Here is a 22,974-nt window from a genome sequence, read left to right on the forward strand (position 1 = left end):
CGTTGTTACCGCAAGGAGCTCTCATGGCACTGGCATTGTTTGATCTGGACGAGACCCTGATTGCCGGGGATTCCGCCAGCCTCTGGCTGGAGTACATGGTGGCCGAGGAGCTGGCCCCCGCCAGCATGATTGCGGAGGAGCAGGCCATGATGTCCCTCTACCATCAGGGCAAGATGGATATGCACCAGTACATGGCCTTTACCCTGCAACCGCTGGCGGGCAAGACGCGCCAGTGGCTCGACTCGCTCTCTACCCGCTTCGCCGAGCAGGTGCTGCGCGAGCGCCTCTACCCGGAGGGGTTGGCGCGCATCGAGTGGCACCGCCAGCGTGGTGACGAGCTGGTACTGATCTCCGCCTCCGGCGAGCATCTGGTGGCCCCCATGGCGAAGATGCTGGGGATGGATCACTGCGTCGCCATCCTGCTCGATGAGGAGGAGGGGATGCTGACCGGCCAGACCCGCGGCACCCTCAGCTTTCGCGAAGGCAAGGTGGCCCGCATCAACCAGCTCTTTGCAGGCAGGGACCATCTCTGGCAGGGGAGCTTTGGCTACAGCGATTCCCACAACGATCTGCCGATGCTGCGGGCAGTGAGCCATCCTCATGCGGTCAATCCGGCCCCCGCGCTCCGTCAGTGCGCCTCGGAGCTGGGCTGGCCGGTGTGGGAGTGGCAGCGCTGAGTCGTGCGCCACACAGGCTTAACGTGCGGCAAGGAGCACGATAAACAAAGAGAGAGGCAGGAGCCTCTCTCTTTGTTTTTGCTGACAGCGTTGTGGTTGATGTTGGCGGTGGTGGCTACCCCTCGTTGGTTTGTTGCCGGGGCTCGCCAAAGGCGGGAATGTCCTCCTCGGCACTCTGGTGAGGGGTGTGGCGCAGCGGGAAGCAGATACGGTTTTTCCCCTCCCGCTTGGCCTGATAGACCCCCTTGTCGGCCAGCTCCACCAGCTCTTTGGCCGAGAGCCCGGAGCGGCTGAAGGCCACCCCGCCGCTGATAGTGATAGTGAGATCGGGTTCGCGCCACTCCAGCTGCTCCACCCCGAGCCGGAACGCTTCCAGCAGGGAGGGGAGCATCGGCTGCTCTTCGCCGTAACGGAAGATCAGCACCAGCTCCTCGCCGCCATAGCGGCAGAACCAGCCCCACTCGTGGAACAGATTCATGCCCAGCTTGCTCACCCGCTTGAGCACCACATCCCCCGCCTGATGGCCGTGGGTATCGTTGACTCGCTTGAAATCATCCAGATCGAACATCACCACCCCGAAGGGAGCGCCACTGTTGAGCTGCTTCTGCAGGCACTCGTCGAAGAAGCGACGATTGTAGAGCCCGGTGAGCTTGTCCTGATTGGCTTGCAGCCGGATCTGGGCAAAGTCCTGGCTGGCGGCATCCATCTCTTCATAGACCTTGGCCAGCTCCAGCATGCGGCGGCCGTTGTAGGCGATACCGCCGGAGCGGCTGGCGCGGATCAGCAGGGTGATCTCCCCCAGCATGCGGCGGAAGTAACGGGACCAGAGCAGGGCCAGCAGCAGATAGAGAATGCAGGCGACGGCAATCATCAGCTGCACGTTGATGGAGACGCTGTCGATCACCTGTTGCATGCTGGCAGTCGGCTCGACGCTGAGCAGGATCCAGCGCTGCTCGGGGATGCGGTAGTAGGAGACCATCAGGCCGCTGGCATCATCGAGGAAAAAGCCCTGCGGCTGTTGCATCCGGGCCAGCCAGTCGGGGTGGGCGAGGGGTTTGAATACCCGTTCGCGATCCGGATGGGCCAGCACCAGCCCGTCATGGTTGAGCAGGAGCTGATAGCCATTACCCAGATGGTGACTCTGAGCATGCCGACTGTTTAGCCAGCTGGCGAGGGGGGTGAGCTGGGTATCCAGCGAGAGTACGCCAACCCGCTTGCCGTCAGGATCTTTAATTACCCGAGCCAGCGCCATGGTGAGAGTGCCCAAGGTGTAGTCGTAATAAGGATCAGTCCAGACAATCTGTCCGGGATGGCTGGCGGCCAGCAGATACCAGGGGCGGGTTCTGGGATCGAACTTCTCGTCGGCCTGCCAGGATGGGTGGATCAGCATCTTGCGATGCTCGGTGCCCACGTAGACGTAATCGAGCTCCATCACCTTGTGATAGGCCTGCCACTGTTGCAGGTAGCGCTCGCCGTTGCGGATCTCCGGACCGCTGAAATCCCGATAATTTACCTGCTGATAAATGAGCGTAAACTGGCGTTTGAGGGTCGCCAGATAGGGTTCTATCAGGGTATGGAAATACTGGGTGTTGCGAGCAATCAGATATTGTTGCTGCTCGTGGCGCAGGGTGCGCTCCATATGCAGGTAGTAGATGCTGCCGAGCAGCAACACAGGGATAAAGAGCAAGAGGAAGCCCAGCCGCATGCGGGTGATCAAAGACCAAGTGTTCTTGGGCTTGGCGGGGGACATGAACAGATCCTTTTCGTCTCGGGTGACACCAGCATATATGATGCTGTGCGGCTCGTCTAAAGGCAGAAAATGAGATGTTTCCGATGCTGAACCACACTCTGCTCTCAATGATTCATTATGGCAGCATAGCGGTGCTGATCCTTGCCCTCTGTGTCGAGTATCTGATCTTTCGGCGCGGCCTGAACATGCTGCGAGTGCGCCGCCTGCTGCTGGCAGATGGGGTGGCGGCGCTGGCGCTCTTCTCCATCTTTGCGACCGGGTGTCTGCTGGCCCTCGAGCATGCCAGCTCGGTGGCAGAGATCTTTGCCCATCCTTCCCACGGCCTCAAGATGGGGCTGTTTCTGCTGATTGTCGGCTCCCTCGTTTATCCCAGCCGCCTCTTCTATCGCTGGCGTCGCGCCCTGCGTCTGGGCAAGGCGCCGATGATCTCCATCCAGCAGCACTTCCGGGTGGTGTGGATCCTGCGGGGCAATCTGCTACTGATTGCCCTGTTGGCCGTGTTCACCAAGCCCTCGCTGCTGTAACACTCGCTGTGCTCAAAAGCAGTGCGATGCAGAGCATGGAGAGCAAGGGCGAAGACAAAGAGTGGAGACAAGAGGATAGGGAGGCGGGTATCTTGGATCGGATAACCCGTCACGCGCCGATTTAAGGAAGAATCGCCATGCGCTCCAATCTGATGTTGCTGATGGCTGCCACCATCTGGGGTATGGGCTTTGTCGCCCAGCGCCTCGGGATGGATCACATGGGGCCCTATACCTTCAATGGCCTGCGCTTTCTGCTCGGTGCCATCTCCCTGCTGCCGCTGCTCTGGTGGCTCAAATCCCGACAACCTGTTGCCGTCGCGGGCGACCATCGCCAGCTGCTGATCGGTGGTGTGCTGGCCGGGCTGGTGCTGTTCTGTGCCGCCTCCCTGCAGCAGGTGGGGCTGCTCTATACCACCGCCGCCAAGGCCGGTTTCATCACCGGGCTCTACATCATTCTGGTGCCGGTACTGGGGCTGCTGCTGCGCCACAAGAGTGGCCTCAATACCTGGATCGGCGCCATCATAGCGCTGGCCGGTCTCTATGTGTTGAGCGTCACCGAGGAGTTCACCATCGGCTTTGGCGATCTGTTGCAGGTGGTCGGCGCCCTCTTCTGGGCCGTTCACCTGCTGCTGGTGGATCACTACTCCAACCGGGTTGCCCCCATCAAGCTGGCTGGAGTGCAGTTCGTGGTCTGCGGCCTGCTCAGCCTCGCCACCGCTTTTGTTATTGAAACTCCGACTGTTAGCGGTGCCGTGGCCGGTTGGCAGGCGCTGCTCTACGCCGGGCTGGTGTCGGTCGGGGTGGGTTATACCCTGCAGGTGGTGGGGCAGCGGGGCGCTCATCCGGCCCATGCCGCCATCATCCTCAGTCTGGAGACCGTCTTTGCCGCCGTGGGTGGCGTATTGCTGCTGGGTGAGACGCTGGATGAGCGCGCCATTGCCGGTTGCGCCCTGATGCTGGCGGGGATGCTTATCTCCCAGATCCGCTTGAGATGGTGGTGGAAGTCGCGCCGAGACAAGGTGCCTGTGACCAAGTAAACCGCGCTCGCAGCATAACAAAACGCCCCGACTGTCGGGGCGTTTTGCATGGTGGCTGTTTGGATCAGGGGCGCTGATCCAGCTCGCGCTCCAGCTCCATGGCCTTCTGACGGGCCGGATGGGTATTGAGGCGTTCCCAATAGGCTTGCAGATGCGGGAAGTGGGCCAGCTGGCCGCTTTGCGCCAGCAGATCCACCAGGAAGGAGTTCATGATGTCGGCGCCGGAGAGGCGATCCCCCACCAAGTAGCGGCGATTCGCCAGTACCTCATTGAGGTAGCCCAGCACCTTGGCACACTCGGCCTTGGCGTAGTCCGGCAGGAAGCGCATCGGGCTGCCATCCTTGCGCACGAACATGTCGAGCAGCAGCGGCAGAATGCCGGAGCTCTCGGCAAAGTGGAGCCACTGCAGATATTCGGGATACTCCGGGCTATCTGGTGTCGGTGCCAGCCGATCGGCGGCGTAGCGGGCGATCAGGTACTCGGTGATGGCGCCCGATTCCGCCAGCACCCGGCCGTCGAACTCGATGACCGGCGACTTGCCGAGGGGGTGGATGGCTTTTAGCTCGGGCGGTGCCAGAAAGGTGGTGGCATCGCGCTGATATGCCTTGATCTCATAGGGCTGGCCCAGCTCTTCGAGCAGCCAGATGATGCGTTGGGAGCGGGATTTGTTCAGGTGGTGCAGGACTATCATAACGACCTCGATTCGGTGGCAGGATGGGGTATACGAGCGGACGAGGGGGGCGGTTCACCGATGGCTAAAAAAGAGCGGGCTGATGCCCGCTCCCTCGTTGACTGACTCAGGCCTCCAGCGCCTGATCCAGATCCGCCAGAATGTCCTCGATCGCCTCGATCCCCACCGACAGCCGGATCATCTCCGGTTTCACCCCAGCCTTGGCCTGCTCCTCCTCGCTCAACTGGCGATGAGTGGTGGAGGCCGGGTGGCAGGCCAGCGACTTGGCATCGCCGATGTTGACCAGCCGCTTGAAGATCTTGAGCGCATCGTAGAAGCGCACGCCCGCCTCGTAACCCTCTTTCAGGCCGAACGAGAGAATGGCCGAGGGGCGACCGGCCATGTACTTCTCCGCCAGCAGATAGTGCGGGTGGCCCGGCAGACCGGCATAGCTGACCCAGGCAACCTTGGGGTGATGCTTGAGGTGGTTGGCGACCCGCAGGGCGTTGTCGACGTGGCGCTCCATGCGCAGGCTCAGGGTCTCCAGCCCTTGCAGCAGCAGGAAGGCGTTCATCGGCGCCAGCGCCGCGCCGGTATTGCGCAGGGGCACTGTGCGTACCCGCCCGATAAAGGCGGCCGGGCCAAAGGCCTCGGTATAGACCACCCCGTGGTAGGAGGGTTCGGGTTTGGTCAGCTGGGGGAAGCGCTCGGCGTGATCCGCCCAGGGGAACTTGCCCGAGTCGACCACCACGCCACCCAGCGAGTTGCCGTGGCCGCCGACATATTTGGTCAGGCTGTGTACGACTATGTCAGCGCCGTGTTCGATGGGCTTGCAGAGTACCGGGGTGGCGACCGTGTTGTCGACGATGAGCGGCACACCACGGGCGTGGGCGGCCTTGGCCAGCGCGGCCAGATCGACGATGTTGCCTGCCGGGTTGCCGATGCTCTCGCAGTAGACCGCCTTGGTCTTGTCGTCGATCAGGGCGGCGATGGCTTCGGCGCTGTCATCTTTGGCGAAGCGCACCTCGACCCCGAAACTCGGCAGCATGTGGGCGAACAAGGTGTAGGTGCCGCCATAGAGCTGGGGCGTGGAGACAATGTTGTCACCGGCGGCGGTCAGCGCCTGAATGGCGTAGGTGATGGCGGCGGAACCTGCCGAGACCACCAGCGCGGCGATCCCCCCTTCCAGCGCGGCCATCCGCTGCTCCAGCACATCGTTGGTGGGGTTCATGATGCGGGTGTAGATATTGCCCGGCACCGCCAGATTGAACAGATCCGCCCCGTGCTGGGCGCTCTCGAACTCGTAGGCCACCGTTTGGTAGATGGGCACGGCGACCGCTTTGGTGGTGGGGTCGTTGGAAAAGCCGTGGTGCAGGGCTAGGGTCGCATCTTTCATCACACACTCCTTGTTGGATGTTGCTTATGGCAGTTATAGATGGATAGACGTCCAATCTATCAGGCCCGTGGCCGATGTAAACAGCAAGATCCGGCAAAGCAGTGTCGCCCGCAGGGGACGCGTGTCCCGAGTGGTTGGCATGGCCCGCACTCAGAGGCGACGGCGATACTCCTTGTCATCGATCTGGTTCATATCCCACTGCATCAGGCGGTTGAGCTGCTGCATGGGATCTTCGATAAGTGGCAGCGGGCGCGGCAGGATCCGCTTGAAGTAACGGCGCAAGGTCTGCTGGATCCGGTTCGGTTTGAGGGGGTTGGCGTGGCTCATGATGGTGTTCCTCTGCTGTGGTTCTCACGTTCATCAGCAGTATTGAGCTAAAATGCGGAAGTAAAAACTGATGACTTACAGCAACAGGATTTCCTCTTTTATGCCGACCGGTCGCCTCTACCAGCAATTTCAACGACTCGCCCAGCTGCTTGGCAGCGACGAACGGGAGATCAGCCTCGCCGAGGTGGCGGATCTGCTCTGCTGCACCCCGCGCAACGCTCGCCTGCTGCTGCGGCGGATGCAGGATCAGGGCTGGCTCAGCTGGTCGGCGGAAGCGGGGCGGGGGCGGCGCTCCCGGCTCACCCTGCTCGATAGTCAGGAGAGCCTGACCCGGCGCCGCTTGCGGGATCTGCTCAGCCAGGGCCAGTTGGCGCAGGCGGTACGGCTGGCCGAAGATCGCCTCGATCTGCTCACTCCATTGCTGATAGAGCAGCTCGGTCAGGCCACCCGCGAGGGGCGCCAGATCCTGCGGGTGCCCTACTACCGACCGCTGCCGCAGTTGCTGCCCACCGGCCCGATGCGCCGCTCCGAAATTCACCTGAGCCGCCAGATCTTCAACGGCCTCACCCGGCGAAATGAGGAAAATGGGGAAATCGAAGGGGATCTCGCCCACCACTGGGAGTGTCTGGGTCCTTGCCACTGGCGTTTCTACCTGCGCCCGGCGGTGCGTTTTCACCACGGTCGCGAGCTGGTGGTGGAAGATGTGATGGAGAGCCTGCTGGCCCTGCGGGCTCGCCCGCTGTTCGCTCATCTGGACCGGTTGGAGAGCCCCTGGCCGCGCACGCTGGATCTCTATCTCGACAGCCCGGATCCCTGGCTGCCCCACCTGCTGGCCGAGCCGGTGGCGACCATTTTGCCACGGGAGCTCAAGGGGGCGGCGGGCTTTGCCCTGCAACCTGTGGGCACCGGTCCTTACCGGGTGGCCGCCAACGATCCCCTGCATCTTTGCCTTGCGGCGTTTGACGACTACTTCGGCCTGCGGGCCCTGCTCGACGAGATCGATATCTGGATGCTGCCGGAGCTGGCGGATCGACTGGAGACCCACCTGCAGCTGGGGCGCGACAGCCCTGAGCTCGGTACCATGCGCGGCGAATCGGAGCTGGAGTCGGGCTGCTACTTCCTGCTGCAGGACGATCGTTCCGGATCCTTGCAGGATCCCGCCCTGCGGCAGTGGCTGGGCCAGCTGCTCAATCCGGTGGCTCTGATGGGGCGGGTCGCCCCCGAGTTGCAACGGGGCTGGACCAGCGCCCTCGGCCTGCTGCCCCACTGGCGCGAAGCACTGCCCGCCCCCTTGCCCACACCGGCGCAGTTGCCGACGACCTTGGTGCTTGCCTGCTTCAACCAGCATCTGGAGTTCAACGAGTGCGCCAACGCCATGAGCAGCCTGCTGGCCGAACAGGGGATCCGGCTGGAGGTGCGCACCCTCGATTACGGTCGCTGGGTGAGTGGCGAGGATGAAGACGTGGATCTCTGGCTCGGCACCCTCAACCTCGAACATGCCGGCCCCTTTGCCCCCTACGCCTGGTTGCAGGGCACCCCGTTGCTGCGCAAGGTGTGGAGCAGTCAGCATGAGTTGTGGCAAGGGTTGATGCAGTGGCGCGCCAGCGGTGAGGAGCCAGGCCCCCGCGCCCTGCTGGCAACGGTGCAGCAGCAGAGCTGGTTTGTGCCGCTGTTTCACCACTGGCTGGAGCTGGAGAGCCGGGTCGGCGTGCACGGGGTGCGGATGACGGCGCTCGGCTGGTTCGATTTTCGCAGCGCCTGGTTGCGGCCGGAACCGCCCCATCAGCCCGCGGAGGCGTCATAGTTCGTCCAATTTCTGTCGCGGCCGACGAGTGCTCCGTGGCCGCTTGCGTGAAAGATCCGTAAATCGGCCGCTGCTGCACAGTTTGTGTCACGCCTCTGTGCCATGCTGTTTCAGGTTATGGACAGCAGAGCAAATGAGGAAAACGATGAGCAATAATTCAGACAGTTCCGCAGGAAAATGCCCGGTCATGCACGGGGGAACCACCTCCGTCGAGACGTCCAGAATGGAGTGGTGGCCGAAGAGCCTCAACCTCGACATTCTTCACCAACACGATACCAAGACCAATCCGCTGGGGGCCGGTTTCAACTATCGGGAAGCCTTGAAGGGGCTCGATATGGCGGCCCTCAAGCAGGATGTGACCGCCCTGATGACCGACAGTCAGGAGTGGTGGCCCGCCGACTGGGGCCACTACGGCGGCCTGATGATCCGCATGGCCTGGCACTCGGCCGGGACTTACCGCATCGCCGATGGCCGCGGCGGCGGTGGCAGCGGCAACCAGCGCTTTGCCCCCCTTAACTCCTGGCCGGATAACGCCAACCTCGACAAGGCCCGTCGCCTGCTGTGGCCCATCAAGAAGAAGTACGGCAACAAGATCAGCTGGGCCGATTTGATCATTCTGGCGGGCACCGTGGCCTATGAGTCCATGGGGCTCAAGACCTTCGGCTTCGCCTTTGGCCGCGAGGATATCTGGCATCCGGAGAAGGATATCTACTGGGGGTCGGAGAAAGAGTGGCTGGCGCCCAGCGGCAAGCCGGGCGGTCGTTACTCCGGCGAGCGGGATCTGGAAAACCCGCTGGCGGCGGTGATGATGGGGCTTATCTACGTCAACCCGGAAGGGGTGGATGGCCAGCCCGATCCACTGAAAACCGCGCAAGATATGCGAGTCACCTTCGCCCGCATGGCGATGGATGATGAAGAGACGGTGGCACTGACCGCCGGTGGCCACACCGTCGGCAAGGCTCACGGCAACGGCGATGCCAAACAGCTTGGGCCCGAGCCGGAAGGGGCCAGCCTCGAAGAGCAGGGGCTGGGCTGGATCAATCACCACAGCCGCGGCATCGGCCGCAATACTGTGACCAGCGGCATTGAGGGGGCCTGGACCACCCACCCGACCAAGTGGGACAACGGCTACTTCGATCTGCTGTTCAAGTACGACTGGTGGTTGCAAAAATCTCCGGCGGGGGCCCATCAGTGGGAACCGATCAATATCGCTGAAGAGGATATGCCGGTGGATGTGGAGGACCCCTCGATCCGCTGCAAACCCATGATGACGGATGCCGATATGGCGCTCAAATTCGACCCCGAGTACCGCAAGATTGCCGAGCGCTTCCGCGATGATCCGGCGGCCTTCTCCGACGCCTTCGCCCGCGCCTGGTTCAAGTTGACCCACAGGGATATGGGGCCGAAGAGCCGCTATGTCGGCCCCTATGTGCCGACAGAAGATCTGATTTGGCAGGATCCGGTGCCAGCCGGACGTGCCGATTATGACGTGGCGGCGGTGAAGGCCAGGATTGCTGCCAGCGGCCTCTCCATCAGCGAGCGGGTCACTGCCGCCTGGGATAGTGCCCGTACCTTCCGAGGCTCCGACAAGCGGGGCGGCGCCAACGGTGCCCGCATTCGGCTGGCGCCGCAGAAGGATTGGCCGGGCAACGAACCGGCGAAGTTGGCGAAGGTGCTGGCGGTCTATGACAAGCTGGCGGCCGAGTGTGGCGTCAGCGTCGCGGATCTCATCGTGCTGGGGGGCAACCTCGCCATCGAGCAGGCTGCCCAGGCCGCCGGGGTGACGGTGAGCGTGCCGTTTGCGCCGGGCCGGGGGGACGCCACTCAGGCTCAGACCGATGTGGCCTCGTTCGAGGTGCTGGAGCCGTTGGCCGATGGCTTCCGCAACTGGCTCAAGCAGGACTATGTGGTGACGGCGGAGGAGCTGCTGCTGGATCGCGCCCAGCTGATGGGGCTCACCGCTTGCGAGATGACGGCGCTGGTCGGCGGGATGCGGGTGCTCGGCACCAACCATGGCGGTACCGGGCACGGGGTCTTTACCGACCGGGTCGGGGTACTCAGCAACGACTTCTTCGTCAACCTGACCGACATGGGCTACCAGTGGCTGCCGAAAGCGAGCAATCTCTACGAGATCCGCGATCGCCGCAGCGGTGCCCTGAAGTGGACTGCCACCCGGGTGGATCTGGTGTTCGGCTCCAACTCGGTGCTGCGCGCCTATGCCGAGGTCTATGCCCAGGATGACAACAAGGAGAAGTTTGTCTGTGACTTCATCACCGCCTGGAACAAGGTGATGAATGCGGATCGCTTCGATCTGTTGGGCTAGTCCCCGAGCCGTTTGGTTATCTGCATCAGCCCCGCACACCCTAGGTGTGTGGGGCTTTTTACTGTCTGCTTTTTGCAGAGCACCACAATCTACCGCGCTGCGACACCCGCTGGCCGGTCGCGCAGGGCCGCTGGCATCCCTGTGCTTGGGCCAGCAGTATCATGTAACATGCTGATCCGCTGGTGATGCCCGGCGGCCACCCATTGGCCACTGATGTCCCATGAACGGACAAGGACAGAAACAAAGAGACAAGGAGTCAACCCATGCTGGAAATGCAGATCCAACCCCGCTTTCAGGAGACGGATGCCCTCGGCCATATCAACAATACGGTGCCGGCGGTCTGGTTCGAATCGGCGCGGGATCCCCTGTTCCGGATCTTCTCCCCCGATCTGGATGTGCATAACTGGCATCTGATCATCGCGGGCTATACGGTGCAGTTCAAACGGGAGCTGTTCTACGGCCAGCCGGTCACCATCAAGACTGGCGTGCGCCGCATCGGCACCAGTTCCTTTACGGTCTGGCAGGAGGCCTGGCAGGGCGGCGAACTGGCCGTCACCGCCGAAACGACCCTGATCCATTTTGACTACCGGGCCCGCCAATCCCTGCCCCTGAGCGATGCTCACCGGGAAGGGCTGCGGGCCTGGCTGACAGAGAGTTAACCACGGGCCGGATGGCCCATCACAGGAGTGTTATGTACAACTCAATGCGCAACACAGCGATCGCGCTGACCCTGGGATTCTGCTCCCTCCCTTCTCTGGCCGCTTCTCTCGCCGAGCAGTTTACCCTGATGGAGAAGGGGGCCGAGAGCGCCCTCGATACTCGTCAATTCAGCCATGACGGCGTCGATATCAAGGCCTGGATCGATGGCGCCCCCGTCATCATCGCCGTGCCCATCATGAACGAGCTGGGCAAGCTGGAAGGGGAGAGCCGCTACTACTTCAAGGGCGGCAAGCTGTTCGGGGTCAAAGAGCCCGCCGCTCAGTTCGCCTTTGATGACAGCGGCAAGCTGACCCAATGGCTGGACGAGAAGGGCCAGCCCGCCGAGTTCGTCAGCAAGATGAGCATGCAGCAGCGTGAGGAGTGGCTCACCAAGCGAGCCGCCGAGCTGAGCAAGCTGTTTGTGGTGAGCGCGGCCGAACAGAAGGCGGCCAAGGGGGGCGTCAAGCTGAAGGGGGCGGATCTCGCTCACTGGCTCTGCAACGGCAAACTGATGGATCTCGCCCACGGCGACAAGGTGATCTTCGAGCAGGATAAGCTGAAGATTGGCGAGCAGGGGATCGAAGGGGAGGTCTCCCTGCGTCAGGATAAGGGGTGGCAGGAGCTGAGCCTCAAGTGCGAGGTGCAGGGCACCCAAGTGACCCGCCTCACCTGGCAGCCGCTGCCGGGTGCCAACAAGCCGCAATAAGCGCAATAGCAAGGGGGCCCATCTCGGGCCCCCTTCTCATTCGGTGTGTGGCTCCCCTAGCTTGAGCCGGGTGAGTGCCTCGACCCGGCGCCACTGTCCGGGTTCGAACCAGCGGGCCAGCAGCTCCTGCTGCTGTTCGGCCCTGGCCTCGTTCGGCAGTTGCCTGAGCTCGGCCAGAAAGCCGCTGAGCTGCTCCTCGAACCCTTGCCGGTTCTGCTCCAGCTGGCGCATCCGATCCACCGCTTCCGGCCCCCCTGTCTCCAGCAGCAGAGCCTCCCGTTTGGCCGGGTCCATCTGCGCCAGCTCTTGCAACTCCTCAATCAGACGGCTGTTGGCCTCCGCCTCGCGAAACCAGCCCGGTTGCTCCGCCAGCCAGAGATCCAGCTCGCTGGCCAGCTGCGACTTGTCGCTGTCTCTTGCCTCCGCCAGCGCCCTGCGGCGCAGGGTCAGCTGCTCCATCAGTCGATCCTCGGCAAACAGCTGGGCCTGCTCGGCCGGGGTAAAGCTCTGCTGGCGCAGCTGCTCCCGCTCGTCAAACAGGATCTGCAAGCTGGCGAGGGAGATCTCGGTGGGCACCGTCAGGCTGCTCTGGGCGGAGACAAAGGTGCGATAGCGCGCCTGCAGGGCATCGGCGGCCTCCTGCTCGGGATCGTGCGGGTGGCTCTGTGCATGCTGGCTGGCTTGAGCGGGGGATGAGTCTGCCGTCGGTGCCGTGGGCCAGAGCAACACCCCGCCAAGCAGCAGGGTGATGGCGCAGGGCACGACGAGCAGGGTGGCTATCTTCATAGTCCCAGCTCCTTGAGACGGTTGGCATGCTGGCGATAGAGGGTGACCGGATCGGTCTCGAACAGATGGTGGATGCCGAAGGACTGGTTCACTTCGTCCAGATGGTTCATCCGGTAGTCGGTGCCGATCACCTTGCCGAGGTGGCTGCTGCAGACCCCGACCAGTCCGTCATTGGGCTCCTTGAAGAAGGCACCGGTCAGCGCCAGCGCAGGATCCACCGGATCCAGCAGATTGGTCAGGTTGCCGCGCCCGCTCCAGGAGAAGTAGTAGACGCCGTTGGTCGCCTGCATCGGCCCCTCGCCACAATAGCTGCTGGGCAGCCCCTCCGGGTAGCGCTGGTTGAACTGGCTGGCCCCCTTGCTGGTGAGGGCATCGAGGGCGGCGACCGGATCTTGCGGCAGCTGGCTCCCGCCCGAGAGCAGTGAAATCATGCCGGAGAGGGCGTGGGCCGCGGCGGCCGCCAGCTTCTCGGCGGCGCTGCCGGGGGCGGCATTGGCCCGCACCAGATCGGCAATCTCTGAGCCGTAGTTGACCCCGCCGACGCTGGTGGCGGAGGCGACCAGCTCGGGGGCGACCGAGGCGACATAGCGGATGGTGGGGCCGCCGTGGGAGTGGCCGATCAGGTTGACCTTCTCGGCGCCGGTGGCCGCCAGCAGCAGCTCAACCTGGGCGAGCAGCTGTTCGCCCCGTTGTTCCGAGCTGGCGGTGGCCGACACCTGAGCCACGTAGACTTTGGCACCATCCCGGCTCAGGGCCTGGGGAATGCCGTAGAAGTAATCGACCCCGAGCAGCTTGTCGAAGCCGAACAGGCCGTGCACCAGCACTATGGGGTAGCGGGTCTGGGTGTATCCGCTGGCGTGTGCCAGCATGGGCAGGGTGCAGAGCAGCACCAGAAGCCATCTCTTCATCATCAGCATCCTTGTTGATTCGTGAGGAACAGATTGTGTGGCGTACTCCATGTTCGCCGGTGCCAGTATGGTGGCTGCTGACGGGAGAGGCTGTGAGGGGGATCGCAACTCGGGATTCAAAAGGGATTCTGGGTGCGGGCGGGGAAGCTGAGCTCCCCGCCCTGCGGCTTATTGCCACTCCACCAGGTGATACTGCTTCTTGCCCCGGCGCAGCAGCAGGTAGCGGCCAAACAGCCGATCAGTGGCGCTCAGCTGATCATCTTGCTTGAGCACACCATTGAGGCTGATGGCGCCCGCCGCCAGCAGTTCGCGGGCGATGCGTTTGGAGTTCGCCAGACCGCAGCTGACCAGTAGGCTGACCAGATCCGTCTCGCCGCTGACGGTGCTGCACGGCATGCCATCCTGCGCCAGCTGGGCCAGATCGCTCTCGCCGAGGCGGGCCACATCGCCGCTAAACAGCAGCTCGCTGATGCGCTGCACCGCCGCCAGCGCCGCCTTGCCGTGTACCAGCTCGGTCAGCTCGTTCGCCAACACCTGCTGGGCCTGCTTGCGCCCCTGCCGCTTCGCGTCTTCCGCTTCCAGTGCATCAATCTCGCTCAGCGACATAAAGCTGTAGTAGCGCAGGAAGCGGTAGACATCCTCATCCGCGGTGCCGAGCCAGAACTGGTAGAAGGCGTAAGGGGAGGTGAGCGCCGGATCGAGCCAGACCGCGCCACCCTCGGTCTTGCCGAACTTGGTGCCGTCTGCCTTGGTGATGAGGGGCAGGGTCATGCCGTGTACCTGCGCCTGATGGAGGCGACGTGTCAGATCCATGCCGCTGGTGATATTGCCCCACTGGTCGTTGCCGCCAATCTGCAGGGTGCAGCCGAGCCGCTGGTGCAGCACCGCAAAGTCGTAGGATTGCAGCAGAGCGTAGGAGAACTCGGTGAACGAGATGCCCTGATCCGGGCGAGCCAGCCGCTGACTCACCGATTCCCGCGCCAGCATGGCGTTGACCGAGAAGTGCTTGCCGATATCCCGCAGAAAATCGAGGGCGGACATCTGCCCCATCCAGTCACCATTGTTGACCAGTTGCGGGGCTGACAGGCCCTCATCGGCGGGCAGCAGCGCCCTGATTTGGGCAGACAGGCTGGCGACCCAACCCTGCACGGTATCGGCACTGTTGAGGCTGCGCTCGGTCGCCTTGAAGCTGGGATCGCCGATAAGGCCGGTTGCCCCGCCCACCAGTGCCACCGGGGTGTGGCCCGCCAGCTGGAAGCGGCGCAGCATCAAGAGCGGCACCAGATGACCGATATGCAGGCTGCCAGCGGTGGGATCGAACCCGCAATAGACGGTGCGCGGGGTGGCAAGATGATCGGCCAGGGCCGCCGGGTCGGAATTCTGGGCCACAAGGCCGCGCTCGGTCAGCTCATCGAGCAGGTGGGGGTTGATCATGGGTGCTCCAACAACAGGGGAAAAGCCGTCATCCTCGCCGTTCTGGCCGGTGGCGGATATGTCCCCTGAGGGACAGTTTTACCACTCTCGTGCTAGCATTCAGCCATAGCGGGGAATCGCTCCCCGCCACCGGAAACGTGCCACCATGACCCAGCCATTCACCACAGATGCCTTGACCCGCAGCATGACCGAGGTGGTCGATGCCCTGCACAGCAGCGCCTTTGCGGCGGCGCTGGTGCGGCTGATCCAGCAACAGGTGGCGTTTGATTGCGCCCTGCTGCTAGGGGTGGGGCAGCGCCCCGTCTACCTCTACGACAACCTCAATCATCAGCGGGCTCTGTTGTTTGACCGCTACCTCACCAGCCACTTCAGTCAGGATCCCTTTATGCAGGCGCTGGAACAAGGCTTGCCTGCTGGCGTCTGGACGCTGGCACAGGTCTCTCAAGGGCGGCTCGATCCCGAATATCGCCACCACTTCTATCAGGCCACCGGCTGGCAGGAGGAGGTGGGGCTGATCCTGCCGGTGCGGGACGGACTGACGCTGATGCTGTTTCTCGGGCGACTCGACAAGCGCAGTACCCTCAGCCGTAATGAGCTGGCGAGGCTGGAGCAGCTGTTCCCGCTGGTACATTCGCTTTGTCGTCAGCAGTGGCGGCAGAGCCAGCCGCTGTTGGCCCAGAGCACGGCACTGTCAGATAGCGCCAGCCTCAAGATCGCGGTGGAGCAGGCGATGTCGAGTGTCGGGGGCGATAGGCTTACCCGGCGCGAGCGGCAGGTGGTGGAGTTGCTGCTGCAGGGGCTGGATACGGAGGCGATTGCCGCGGAGCTCGGGATTGGCAGCGGTACGGTGAAGAATCACCGCAAGCACCTCTACGGCAAGTTGCGGCTCGGCTCGCGGGCCGAGCTGTTCAATCTCTTTCTGAACCACCTCATTACGACTCCGGTGGAAGCATCACAGGCGTCATCGGCGGGAGATAGAGAGAGCCCGCCATAGGGTGGGCCGGGGTTACTCGAGGCGCGGGATGGTGGGAGTGGTTTCGGGCAGGATACTGAGCAACTGGTAGCGCTTCATCAGCTGCTTGTATTCATCCCCCTGTCTGACCTTGTCCAGCGCCTGTTGCAGGCGGGCAACCTGTTGCTTGTCTGCCCTCAGGTTGAAGGCGAAGCAGTTGTCCTGCTCTTCAATGATCGCGACGGTGACAAAATCCTCGCTGGGGAAACCCAGCTCTTTGGCCTGATGGCGCAACATCACCTCGTTGCCCGCCACCAGATCGGTGCGTGCCATGATGAGCTGGCGCACCACCTGATCCATGCGCTCCACCGACATCATATTGCCCGGGCTGATCCCGCGGTTGAGCAGCAACTGCTCCCCGACATCTGCCTGCATCACACCAATCTGCAGCTTGGCGAGATCCGCTTTGCTGGCCACTTTGGGGGCATCCTGCTTGCGGCCGACCAGAGCGACCCTGGAGTGGCTGATGGGGCAGACCCAGAGGAAGTGGGGATCCCGCTCCTTGGTGTGCGCCGTGGTAAAGAGCACGGCCTCTTGCTGCTGGGTCAGCAGATACCAGCCGCGGGCCCAGGGCAGAAAGTGGATGGGTTGCTCCGGCTCTCCCATTTCGCGCCACATCAGGCGCAGCAACTCGACCGCCAACCCCACAGGCTGACCATTTTTATCCAGGCCATTGAGTGGCATGTTCTGCTCCGAATAGTAGATAAGTGCCGGAGCTGGGAGCGCGATAAACAGGGCGAGAGAAGCGAGAGCAGGGAGCAGACGACGCATGATGCACTCCTTGTGCGGGTAGTTACCTAACAGTCTATGTGGCCTTTTCCATAACGTCATGATCCGGTAGCGGGATAAAAAACAGGCCACCTTTCGGTGGCCTGTCTGTTTATTTGAGCAGGGCTTCCATCTCCGCCTCTGCCTTGGCGCGCGCCTTGGCCTCCGCCGCTCTGGCGGCATCGGCGACGCTCTCTCCGGTCGTATGAGAGGCAGCGCTAACGGCCTGTTTGGCCGGAGCGGCAACGGCTTTGGTCGCTTCTTGTGTCAGGGTAGCTGTGGCACTGCTGACGGCCTGTTTGGCAGGAGTGGCAACGGCCTTGGTGGCTTCTTGGGTCGCGGCCGTAGCGGCGCTGCTGACTGCCTGTTTGGCCGGAGCGGCAACGGCCTTGGTCGCTTCTTGGATCGCGGCCGCAGCGGCGCTGCTGACGGCTTGCTTGGCTGGAGCGGCTACGGCCTTGGTCGCTTCTTGCGTTGCGGTCGCAGCAGCGCTGCTGACGGCCTGTTTGGCCGGAGCGGTAACGGCCTTGGTGGCTTCTTGGGGCGCGGTCGCAGCGGCGCTGCTGACAGCCTGTTTGGCGGGTGCAGTGACTGCGGTGGTTGCAGTGCGGGTAAGAGCGGTCGTGCTTTGGCTCACCGCTTGGGTGGCCTGCCCTGTGGCGTTGGCGGCTGCGCCGCTGATGGCCTGGCTGGCGCTGTTGGTCAGCGAGCCGGTGACGCCGCGGGTCACTGTGCCCAGAGCGCTGCCAAGGGAGAAGGGGGAGGCGCCACTCTGACTGGTCGCCGCCCCGGTCAGGGCATTAGCCGCCGGGGTGAGCTGGCTGGTGGGGGTCTGCCAGCCCTGCATGGCGGTTGGCCATGTCGGTGCCGTGCCCGCCAGATTTTCGCCGAAGGTCAGGGTGGTGCCATCCCCTTTTTGCAGCAATACAGACATCTGGTTGGTTTGCGAGTTCCACACCATCCCCGCCTGCTTGGCGATATCCGGCACGGGCGCATACTCGGAGACCACATAGAAAAGCGGCCCCTCCTGCTGTAACTTGTCGGCAGTCTTGAGCAACTGCATGGTGCTGTCGTAATTGGGGCCAAGGATGGCGGTCATCCGATCCTTGATCAGGGGTTGTTCGAACAGATTGACCTCGTTCGGGTCAAAGCCGACCAGCGGCTTGAGCAGGGCCCACATCAGCTGGCTGGTGGGGCTCATCATTAGCAATGGGGCAACGCAGGCGGACAACATCAGGCTCAGGCAGGCAGCCTTGAGCAACGGCATGATACGCATTGGGATAAGATCCAAATAACGATTTGATAAATAAGGTTATATTTTGTCAGGACGTGACAAATTCACCGGGAGTTTGCGCGTGGCAGCGAGAGACTGCCCGCAGGCGCTGGCAGGCTACCATATTGGTTCCACAATGCCAGCAGGCTGTATGATTATCCGTCAAGTAAACTCGGGGCCGGGTTGATTGCTAGAGTGGGCCTGAGAGTCTGGCGTTCCCCTGCGATGGTGCTGCCAGTGGCCACATGGCAGCAAAACCAGAAGAGGATTTCAGGGGGCCAGTGAGGCTTTTCTTGATCCAGCTAAAGACATGGACGTGATCCCTGTCGCATAATGCAGCTCCTTTCTACTCTTGGCTGGAACCTAAGAAATGGCTCGTCGCTCTTCCAATGCACAACGTCGTCGCAGTAGCTGGTGGTACAAACGCCTGTTGGCAAGGGAGCGGCAAGAGCGCGAAGCGCGTTCCGTCCGGGATTGATAAAGCATTGAAAAACGGAGCGTTTGCTCCGTTTTTTTTCACCTATGAAACTGGCTGAATGGCTCAGTGTGCAGCCCTGTCTGCCGACAATAAATCACTCTGACCGTGCCGGTTGTATGGACTGATGCGATGGATGATGCATGATGGACGTTTCGAGAAGGAGCCTCATATGCAGATTACCATCCGTCATGCCGAATCCGCCGATGCCCCCGCCTTGCGGGATCTTTACGCCATGCCCAATGCCCAGGCGGGCACTTTGCACTTGCCTATGCCACCCCTTAGCCAGTGGCAGAAGCGGTTGGAGAGCGACAGCGTGGTGGCACTGGTGGCCGATGTTGACGGCATGCTGGTAGGCCAGCTCTCGCTGCTGGTTGAGTCCAATCCGAGACGGGTGATGCATCCGATCGGTTGAGTTGATATGATGAACTCTTTTGAGACCGACAGCTTCATGGCATCCATCACCGTTCACTGCCCTCGCTGCAACTCTGACCACGTATATCGCCATGGGAAGACCCCTGCCGGCCATGTTCGCTATCGTTGCCCCGTCTGTCCGCACGTGTTTCAGCTCACCTACACCTATGAAGCCCGCAAGCCTGGCGTCAAAGACAAGATTGTTGATATGGCGTTCAACGGCTCAGGTGTTCGTGATACTGCTCGCGTCCTCAAGATTGGCATCAACACAGTCATACGCACCCTAAAAAACTCACCCCAAGGCAAGTAACCTCCGAAAAGGTGGTGCTCGATGACGTGGCACTTATCTGTGAACTTGATGAGCAATGGGCCTATGTTGGCAACAAACAGCATCGACATTGGCTTTGGTATGCTTTTGATACCAAGAGAAAACGAGTCGTGGCATATACCTTTGGCCCACGCAACGATGAGACATGCCGTCGGTTGCTGAGCCTGCTTTCTCCGTTCCAGATAGGCTTTATCACCAGTGATGATTGGGGAAGCTATGCCAGAGAGGTGCCGAGCGAGATGCATCTGACCGGGAAGATATTCACCCAGCGTATCGAGCGTAACAACCTGACGCTCAGAATGCGCATCAAGCGATTGGCTCGCAAGACCATCTGCTTCTCTCGTTCCGTTGAGCTCCACGAGAAAGTGATTGGTGCCTTTATAGAAAGACACCATTTCAACTGATTGGAGTCATTACCCCGAGACGCAAGCATGTGGCCTGTATCGGTATGGGGGTACGGGATGACTGGGCCGGCAAGGGGGTTGGCTCTGCCCTGATGGCTGCGGCGCTGGATCTGGCCGATAACTGGCTCAACCTGCACCGGATTGAGCTGACCGTCTATACCGACAATGAGCCCGCACAGGCGCTCTATCGCAAGTTCGGTTTCACGCAGGAGGGGTTGGCCCGTGACTATGCCTTCCGCCAGGAGCGCTATGTGGATGCACTCTATATGGCCAGAGTCGCGGGGGGCGCCAGTCGCTAACGGTATGGTCGATTATCAGGCCAGATTGCGCCCGGTGATCCGGGCGCTGGAGCAGAATCCCGATCTCTCCATTGAAACGCTGGCAAGCAGTGCCTGCTTGTCTTTCTACCATTTTCACCGGGTGTTTACGGCTGTGGCGGGGGAGACGCCCGGGGAGATGTGTCGTCGTCTGCGCATCCAGCGGGCTGCTTGGCAGCTCTGCTATACCGATGCCAGTGTCACGGCCATTGCGTTGGGGGCGGGGCTCGCCAGCTCCCAGGCGTTTGCCAAGGTATTTCGCCGTTACTATGGTTGCACGCCGGGAGAGTTTCGCCGCGACAAGAGCAAGAATGGACACTTGATGAGCAAGGATGGACACGCATTTGTGAAGCCGAATCCTTATGCTGAGGGTCACTCATCTGCAAGGAGCAATACCATGAAAATCATCGAGATGGACGCCCGTACTCTGGCCTATATGCGTGTCACTGGCCCCTATGGCGAGGGGTATGACCCCGTCTGCAGCCAGCTGCATCAGTGGGCCAGCGCCCGCGGTCTGGAAGGTGGGGAGTGGATCTTCATCTATCACGATAACCCCGAGGTGACTCCGCCAGCTCAGTGTCGCACTGACATCGGGGTGACGGTGCCTGCGGGGACGGTGGGGATGGGAGCGGTCGAGATCCAGCTTATTCCCGCCGGTCGTTATGCCCAGTCCCGTTATCTTATTACCGACCGCAGTCAGTATGGCCCGCGTTGGCAAGAACATATCGGCGACATCGTTGCTGCCGGGCTGGAGTTTGGCAATGGTCCCTGCTTCGAGCTTTATCACAGCATGAGCGATGATCCTGTGCAGGACGATGTCAGCTTTTGCTCCAGCCTCAAGGGGTAGGGCACAACAAGACGCAAGGGATGGTACAGAACGCCGCGCAGAAACGAGAGAGCCGGACAGTGTCCGGCTCTTTTGCATCTGGCGGATAGGGCGGCGGTTAGCGCTGGAACCCCTTCTGGGCGAACTTGGGACGGGCGTTCATGATCTGCTCCACCTGCTCGTCGCTCATCTTGCCGCGCGACAGCCCCAGCACCTTGTAGGTGAGCAGCGGTCGGGCGGGCAGGGCGATCATCAGGGCGCGGATCTGGTTCTCGTCATCCTTCTCCCGGGTCGGCTTGCCGTAGGCGTAGGTGAGGACGCCGGCATCCATCAGGTTTTTGACGGCGGGCTCGGTGATCGGCAAGTTTATGACGCTTTTACGCTGCAGCACGAACTCGCGCAGCACCGCCTTCTCGTTGAAGTCGAGGAAGCCGATCATCTGGGCCAGCTGGTCCTGCTGACGGCGCGCCTGCCACTCTTCGCATGCCCACTCCCAGGCGATCAGGAAGCCCTGACTGCAGAAGTAGGAGATGGCGATCAGCATGCCGACCCCCAGCCAGGCCGCATGATCCGCAGCCCACTGGCTGACGGCCCCTTTCATCAGCCCGGCCGGAAACAGCAGAATGATGCTGCAGCAGAGCAACAACCAGACCATCAGCCAATTGAGGCGGTTCAGTTGATAGAAATGTTGGATCCACCGTTTCATTGTTCATCCTTCCCAAACTGTTGTGGATAGTGAACTACCTACAGCAATCGGTGTGCCAACAGCGCAATAGCGGTGGGGAGGGGGCGCTGGCGAGGTTACATTCCCTTACAACTTATTGAATGAGTTGTCATTAACTTGCCTTGTGAAGCGGCGGTCGAGTTGCTAAAACGTCCCCTCAGTCATTGGGGAGTAGCAACCCGCCCGAATTCCGGGCCGGGCCCATGTCAACACTCTTGGATCCTCGCATCCATGGCATGGGCGGCGATAGGCACTATCGCTCTGCAAGACCTTTGGCCTCGATATGCACGCCAGCCGGGCGAGCCATGTCGGGTCCATCGGTTATTCTGCTCGCCTGGCGGTATCTATTATGTTGATTACCCTGCTGTTATTTCTCGTCTCTGCGGTCACCATCTACCTTGCCTGCGAATACTTCGTCAACGGCATCGAGTGGACCGGCCACCACTTCAAACTCTCCCAAAGCGCGACCGGCTCGCTGCTGGCGGCGCTGGGCACGGCCCTGCCCGAGTGTATCGTGACCCTCACCGCCCTGCTGATGGGCAACACAACCGCCCAGCAGGAGATCGGCATCGGTGCCGCCCTTGGCGGGCCGCTGGTGCTGGCGACCATCGGCTATGCGGCAGTCGGCCTCACCCTGCTGCTTTGCATGGGGCGTACCGAACGGGCCATCGATGGCGAGGTGCAGCGCGAGATTGGCCGGGATCAGCGCTGGTTTATGGGCATCTTTCTGGTGGCGACCGCGCTGGGGCTGGTCGCCTTCACCGGCAAGAGCTGGCTGGCCCCGCTCTTCCTGCTGGTCTACCTCGTCTATGTAAGGCGCGAGTTGAAACAGAGTGACAGCCACGAGGTCGAATTGCCGGAGCCCCTCAAGCTGGCCCCAGATGCGGTGATCCCGCCCGTTGGCAAGGTGCTGTTGCAGACGCTGGCTGCGCTGGTAGTGGTGGCGCTGGCGGCCCAGCTGTTCGTTCATCAGCTGGAGAGCGTGGGCGAACTGTTTGGCCTCTCGCCGGTGCTGGCAGCCCTGCTGTTGAGTCCGGTGGCGACCGAGATGCCGGAGCTGATGAACGTGCTGATCTGGGTGCGACAGGGCAAGAATCGGCTGGCGCTGGCCAATATCTCCGGAGCCATGATGATCCAGGGCACTATCCCCAAGGCGTTCTGTCTGCTCTTTACCCCCTGGTTGCTGGATGGCGCCATGATGGCCTCCTCGCTGGTGACGCTGCTGGCGGTGGGGTTGCTCTGGTGGGGGTTCAGAAAGGGGGCCATGACCGCCGGGCGGTTGGCGCTGGTCGGTCTGCTCTATCTCGGTTTTTGCGGCTGGCTGCTGGTGAGCTGAAGCGGGAAGCGCGGATATGAAAAAGCCCCCTTGGCAGGGGGCTTTGTTGTATCGGT

At 62.0% G+C, this 22,974-nt stretch carries 21 protein-coding genes, 2 pseudogenes and 1 riboswitch; of the genes and pseudogenes, 13 read left to right on the forward strand and 10 right to left on the reverse strand.

Annotation, left to right across the window (positions count from 1 at the left end; translation table 11 throughout):
• Window positions 1–23 precede the first annotated feature (23 nt).
• On the forward strand, window positions 24–677 hold the full coding sequence (locus ACTG2G_RS12415) for an HAD family hydrolase (RefSeq protein ID WP_439985480.1): 654 nt from the start codon (window positions 24–26) through the stop codon (window positions 675–677).
• 115 nt (window positions 678–792) lie between these two features.
• On the opposite strand, the gene ACTG2G_RS12420 is transcribed toward ACTG2G_RS12415, so the two are convergent.
• On the reverse strand, window positions 793–2,427 hold the full coding sequence (locus ACTG2G_RS12420; RefSeq protein ID WP_139442752.1) for a sensor domain-containing diguanylate cyclase: 1,635 nt from the start codon (window positions 2,425–2,427) through the stop codon (window positions 793–795).
• Window positions 2,428–2,510: 83 nt separating this feature from the next.
• Between ACTG2G_RS12420 and ACTG2G_RS12425 the strand changes: the two genes are divergently transcribed.
• Both ACTG2G_RS12425 and ACTG2G_RS12430 read left to right on the forward strand, forming a co-directional pair.
• On the forward strand, window positions 2,511–2,951 hold the full coding sequence (locus ACTG2G_RS12425) for a DUF2214 family protein (RefSeq protein ID WP_118854472.1): 441 nt from the start codon (window positions 2,511–2,513) through the stop codon (window positions 2,949–2,951).
• Window positions 2,952–3,088: 137 nt separating this feature from the next.
• Window positions 3,089–3,988: a DMT family transporter gene (locus ACTG2G_RS12430; RefSeq protein ID WP_439985481.1), complete on the forward strand. Its 900-nt coding sequence runs from the start codon at window positions 3,089–3,091 to the stop codon at window positions 3,986–3,988.
• Window positions 3,989–4,052: 64 nt separating this feature from the next.
• On the opposite strand, the gene ACTG2G_RS12435 is transcribed toward ACTG2G_RS12430, so the two are convergent.
• The 3 genes from ACTG2G_RS12435 to ACTG2G_RS12445 form a co-directional block, all read right to left on the reverse strand.
• Complete coding sequence (locus tag ACTG2G_RS12435) at window positions 4,053–4,679, reverse strand: glutathione S-transferase family protein (RefSeq protein ID WP_439985482.1); 627 nt, start codon at window positions 4,677–4,679, stop codon at window positions 4,053–4,055.
• A 106-nt stretch (window positions 4,680–4,785) separates the two neighbouring features.
• The gene (locus tag ACTG2G_RS12440) at window positions 4,786–6,054 is read right to left on the reverse strand and encodes an O-acetylhomoserine aminocarboxypropyltransferase/cysteine synthase family protein (protein ID WP_201905055.1); all 1,269 of its coding nucleotides are present in this window, start codon (window positions 6,052–6,054) and stop codon (window positions 4,786–4,788) included.
• A gap of 150 nt (window positions 6,055–6,204) precedes the next feature.
• The gene (locus ACTG2G_RS12445; RefSeq protein ID WP_005336463.1) at window positions 6,205–6,381 is read right to left on the reverse strand and encodes a hypothetical protein; all 177 of its coding nucleotides are present in this window, start codon (window positions 6,379–6,381) and stop codon (window positions 6,205–6,207) included.
• Between the two features lie 100 nt (window positions 6,382–6,481).
• Between ACTG2G_RS12445 and sgrR the strand changes: the two genes are divergently transcribed.
• The 4 genes from sgrR (at window position 6,482) to ACTG2G_RS12465 (ending at window position 11,913) form a co-directional block, all read left to right on the forward strand.
• Window positions 6,482–8,185: an HTH-type transcriptional regulator SgrR gene (sgrR, locus tag ACTG2G_RS12450; RefSeq protein WP_439985483.1), complete on the forward strand. Its 1,704-nt coding sequence runs from the start codon at window positions 6,482–6,484 to the stop codon at window positions 8,183–8,185.
• A 145-nt stretch (window positions 8,186–8,330) separates the two neighbouring features.
• Window positions 8,331–10,508 carry a catalase/peroxidase HPI gene (katG, locus tag ACTG2G_RS12455; protein WP_439985484.1) on the forward strand — a complete coding sequence of 726 codons (2,178 nt, stop codon included), beginning with the start codon at window positions 8,331–8,333 and terminating at the stop codon, window positions 10,506–10,508.
• A 263-nt stretch (window positions 10,509–10,771) separates the two neighbouring features.
• Window positions 10,772–11,167 carry an acyl-CoA thioesterase gene (locus ACTG2G_RS12460; protein ID WP_005336457.1) on the forward strand — a complete coding sequence of 132 codons (396 nt, stop codon included), beginning with the start codon at window positions 10,772–10,774 and terminating at the stop codon, window positions 11,165–11,167.
• A 44-nt stretch (window positions 11,168–11,211) separates the two neighbouring features.
• Window positions 11,212–11,913, forward strand: coding sequence for a hypothetical protein (locus ACTG2G_RS12465; RefSeq protein ID WP_439985895.1), 702 nt, complete (start codon window positions 11,212–11,214; stop codon window positions 11,911–11,913).
• Window positions 11,914–11,949: 36 nt separating this feature from the next.
• Here ACTG2G_RS12465 and ACTG2G_RS12470 read toward each other — a convergent pair whose 3' ends face one another.
• The 3 genes from ACTG2G_RS12470 to tyrS all read right to left on the reverse strand — a co-directional run bounded on the left by ACTG2G_RS12470 (window position 11,950) and on the right by tyrS (window position 15,041).
• Window positions 11,950–12,699 carry a lipase secretion chaperone gene (locus ACTG2G_RS12470; protein WP_376889519.1) on the reverse strand — a complete coding sequence of 250 codons (750 nt, stop codon included), beginning with the start codon at window positions 12,697–12,699 and terminating at the stop codon, window positions 11,950–11,952.
• A complete protein-coding gene (locus tag ACTG2G_RS12475; RefSeq protein WP_376890634.1) occupies window positions 12,696–13,607 on the reverse strand; it encodes a lipase family alpha/beta hydrolase in 912 nt (303 codons plus the stop codon). The genes ACTG2G_RS12470 and ACTG2G_RS12475 overlap by 4 nt, the downstream gene beginning before the upstream one ends.
• Window positions 13,608–13,775: 168 nt before the next feature.
• On the reverse strand, window positions 13,776–15,041 hold the full coding sequence (gene tyrS, locus ACTG2G_RS12480) for a tyrosine--tRNA ligase (RefSeq protein WP_421285500.1): 1,266 nt from the start codon (window positions 15,039–15,041) through the stop codon (window positions 13,776–13,778).
• Between the two features lie 145 nt (window positions 15,042–15,186).
• Between tyrS and ACTG2G_RS12485 the strand changes: the two genes are divergently transcribed.
• Window positions 15,187–16,035, forward strand: coding sequence for a helix-turn-helix domain-containing protein (locus ACTG2G_RS12485; RefSeq protein WP_376889515.1), 849 nt, complete (start codon window positions 15,187–15,189; stop codon window positions 16,033–16,035).
• A gap of 12 nt (window positions 16,036–16,047) precedes the next feature.
• Here ACTG2G_RS12485 and ACTG2G_RS12490 read toward each other — a convergent pair whose 3' ends face one another.
• On the reverse strand, window positions 16,048–16,824 hold the full coding sequence (locus tag ACTG2G_RS12490) for a substrate-binding periplasmic protein (RefSeq protein WP_058058128.1): 777 nt from the start codon (window positions 16,822–16,824) through the stop codon (window positions 16,048–16,050).
• Window positions 16,825–16,933: 109 nt separating this feature from the next.
• Window positions 16,934–18,097, reverse strand: coding sequence for a hypothetical protein (locus ACTG2G_RS12495; RefSeq protein ID WP_439985485.1), 1,164 nt, complete (start codon window positions 18,095–18,097; stop codon window positions 16,934–16,936).
• A 644-nt stretch (window positions 18,098–18,741) separates the two neighbouring features.
• On the opposite strand from ACTG2G_RS12495, the pseudogene ACTG2G_RS12500 reads away from it, so the two are divergent.
• The 4 genes and pseudogenes from ACTG2G_RS12500 to ACTG2G_RS12515 all read left to right on the forward strand — a co-directional run.
• Window positions 18,742–18,963: pseudogene (locus ACTG2G_RS12500) on the forward strand (GNAT family N-acetyltransferase); the annotation flags it as partial.
• A 57-nt stretch (window positions 18,964–19,020) separates the two neighbouring features.
• A protein-coding gene (locus tag ACTG2G_RS12505) for an IS1 family transposase (RefSeq protein ID WP_270657729.1) occupies window positions 19,021–19,715 on the forward strand; the annotation gives its coding sequence in 2 pieces (ribosomal slippage) (window positions 19,021–19,267 and window positions 19,267–19,715; 696 coding nt in all).
• A 14-nt stretch (window positions 19,716–19,729) separates the two neighbouring features.
• Window positions 19,730–20,014, forward strand: a pseudogene (locus tag ACTG2G_RS12510) (GNAT family N-acetyltransferase); the annotation flags it as partial.
• Between the two features lie 4 nt (window positions 20,015–20,018).
• Window positions 20,019–20,879, forward strand: a complete 861-nt coding sequence (locus ACTG2G_RS12515) for an AraC family transcriptional regulator (protein ID WP_124241572.1) — start codon at window positions 20,019–20,021, stop codon at window positions 20,877–20,879.
• A 97-nt stretch (window positions 20,880–20,976) separates the two neighbouring features.
• On the opposite strand, the gene ACTG2G_RS12520 is transcribed toward ACTG2G_RS12515, so the two are convergent.
• Entirely contained in the window at window positions 20,977–21,564 is a 588-nt protein-coding gene (locus ACTG2G_RS12520; RefSeq protein WP_005336432.1) for a superinfection exclusion B family protein, read from the reverse strand.
• A 172-nt stretch (window positions 21,565–21,736) separates the two neighbouring features.
• Window positions 21,737–21,844, forward strand: a riboswitch (yybP-ykoY riboswitch).
• An 87-nt stretch (window positions 21,845–21,931) separates the two neighbouring features.
• On the opposite strand from ACTG2G_RS12520, the gene ACTG2G_RS12525 reads away from it, so the two are divergent.
• Entirely contained in the window at window positions 21,932–22,918 is a 987-nt protein-coding gene (locus ACTG2G_RS12525; RefSeq protein ID WP_421386524.1) for a sodium:calcium antiporter, read from the forward strand.
• The last annotated feature ends 56 nt before the right edge of the window (window positions 22,919–22,974 follow it).

Source organism: Aeromonas sp. 55A (assembly GCF_051919665.1).
Classification (GTDB): Bacteria; Pseudomonadota; Gammaproteobacteria; order Enterobacterales; family Aeromonadaceae; genus Aeromonas; species Aeromonas veronii.

Excerpts from the sequence above, each read along its gene's own strand:
- ACTG2G_RS12415 (WP_439985480.1), top strand. The coding sequence starts at position 24 with ATGGCACTGGCATTGTTTGATCTGGACGAGACCCTGATTGCCGGGGAT.
- ACTG2G_RS12420 (WP_139442752.1), bottom strand. The coding sequence starts at position 2,427 with ATGTCCCCCGCCAAGCCCAAGAACACTTGGTCTTTGATCACCCGCATG.
- ACTG2G_RS12425 (WP_118854472.1), top strand. The coding sequence starts at position 2,511 with ATGCTGAACCACACTCTGCTCTCAATGATTCATTATGGCAGCATAGCG.
- ACTG2G_RS12430 (WP_439985481.1), top strand. The coding sequence starts at position 3,089 with ATGCGCTCCAATCTGATGTTGCTGATGGCTGCCACCATCTGGGGTATG.
- ACTG2G_RS12435 (WP_439985482.1), bottom strand. The coding sequence starts at position 4,679 with ATGATAGTCCTGCACCACCTGAACAAATCCCGCTCCCAACGCATCATC.
- ACTG2G_RS12440 (WP_201905055.1), bottom strand. The coding sequence starts at position 6,054 with ATGAAAGATGCGACCCTAGCCCTGCACCACGGCTTTTCCAACGACCCC.
- ACTG2G_RS12445 (WP_005336463.1), bottom strand. The coding sequence starts at position 6,381 with ATGAGCCACGCCAACCCCCTCAAACCGAACCGGATCCAGCAGACCTTG.
- sgrR (WP_439985483.1), top strand. The coding sequence starts at position 6,482 with ATGCCGACCGGTCGCCTCTACCAGCAATTTCAACGACTCGCCCAGCTG.
- katG (WP_439985484.1), top strand. The coding sequence starts at position 8,331 with ATGAGCAATAATTCAGACAGTTCCGCAGGAAAATGCCCGGTCATGCAC.
- ACTG2G_RS12460 (WP_005336457.1), top strand. The coding sequence starts at position 10,772 with ATGCTGGAAATGCAGATCCAACCCCGCTTTCAGGAGACGGATGCCCTC.
- ACTG2G_RS12465 (WP_439985895.1), top strand. The coding sequence starts at position 11,212 with ATGCGCAACACAGCGATCGCGCTGACCCTGGGATTCTGCTCCCTCCCT.
- ACTG2G_RS12470 (WP_376889519.1), bottom strand. The coding sequence starts at position 12,699 with ATGAAGATAGCCACCCTGCTCGTCGTGCCCTGCGCCATCACCCTGCTG.
- ACTG2G_RS12475 (WP_376890634.1), bottom strand. The coding sequence starts at position 13,607 with ATGAAGAGATGGCTTCTGGTGCTGCTCTGCACCCTGCCCATGCTGGCA.
- tyrS (WP_421285500.1), bottom strand. The coding sequence starts at position 15,041 with ATGATCAACCCCCACCTGCTCGATGAGCTGACCGAGCGCGGCCTTGTG.
- ACTG2G_RS12485 (WP_376889515.1), top strand. The coding sequence starts at position 15,187 with ATGACCCAGCCATTCACCACAGATGCCTTGACCCGCAGCATGACCGAG.
- ACTG2G_RS12490 (WP_058058128.1), bottom strand. The coding sequence starts at position 16,824 with ATGCGTCGTCTGCTCCCTGCTCTCGCTTCTCTCGCCCTGTTTATCGCG.
- ACTG2G_RS12495 (WP_439985485.1), bottom strand. The coding sequence starts at position 18,097 with ATGCGTATCATGCCGTTGCTCAAGGCTGCCTGCCTGAGCCTGATGTTG.
- ACTG2G_RS12515 (WP_124241572.1), top strand. The coding sequence starts at position 20,019 with ATGGTCGATTATCAGGCCAGATTGCGCCCGGTGATCCGGGCGCTGGAG.
- ACTG2G_RS12520 (WP_005336432.1), bottom strand. The coding sequence starts at position 21,564 with ATGAAACGGTGGATCCAACATTTCTATCAACTGAACCGCCTCAATTGG.
- ACTG2G_RS12525 (WP_421386524.1), top strand. The coding sequence starts at position 21,932 with ATGTTGATTACCCTGCTGTTATTTCTCGTCTCTGCGGTCACCATCTAC.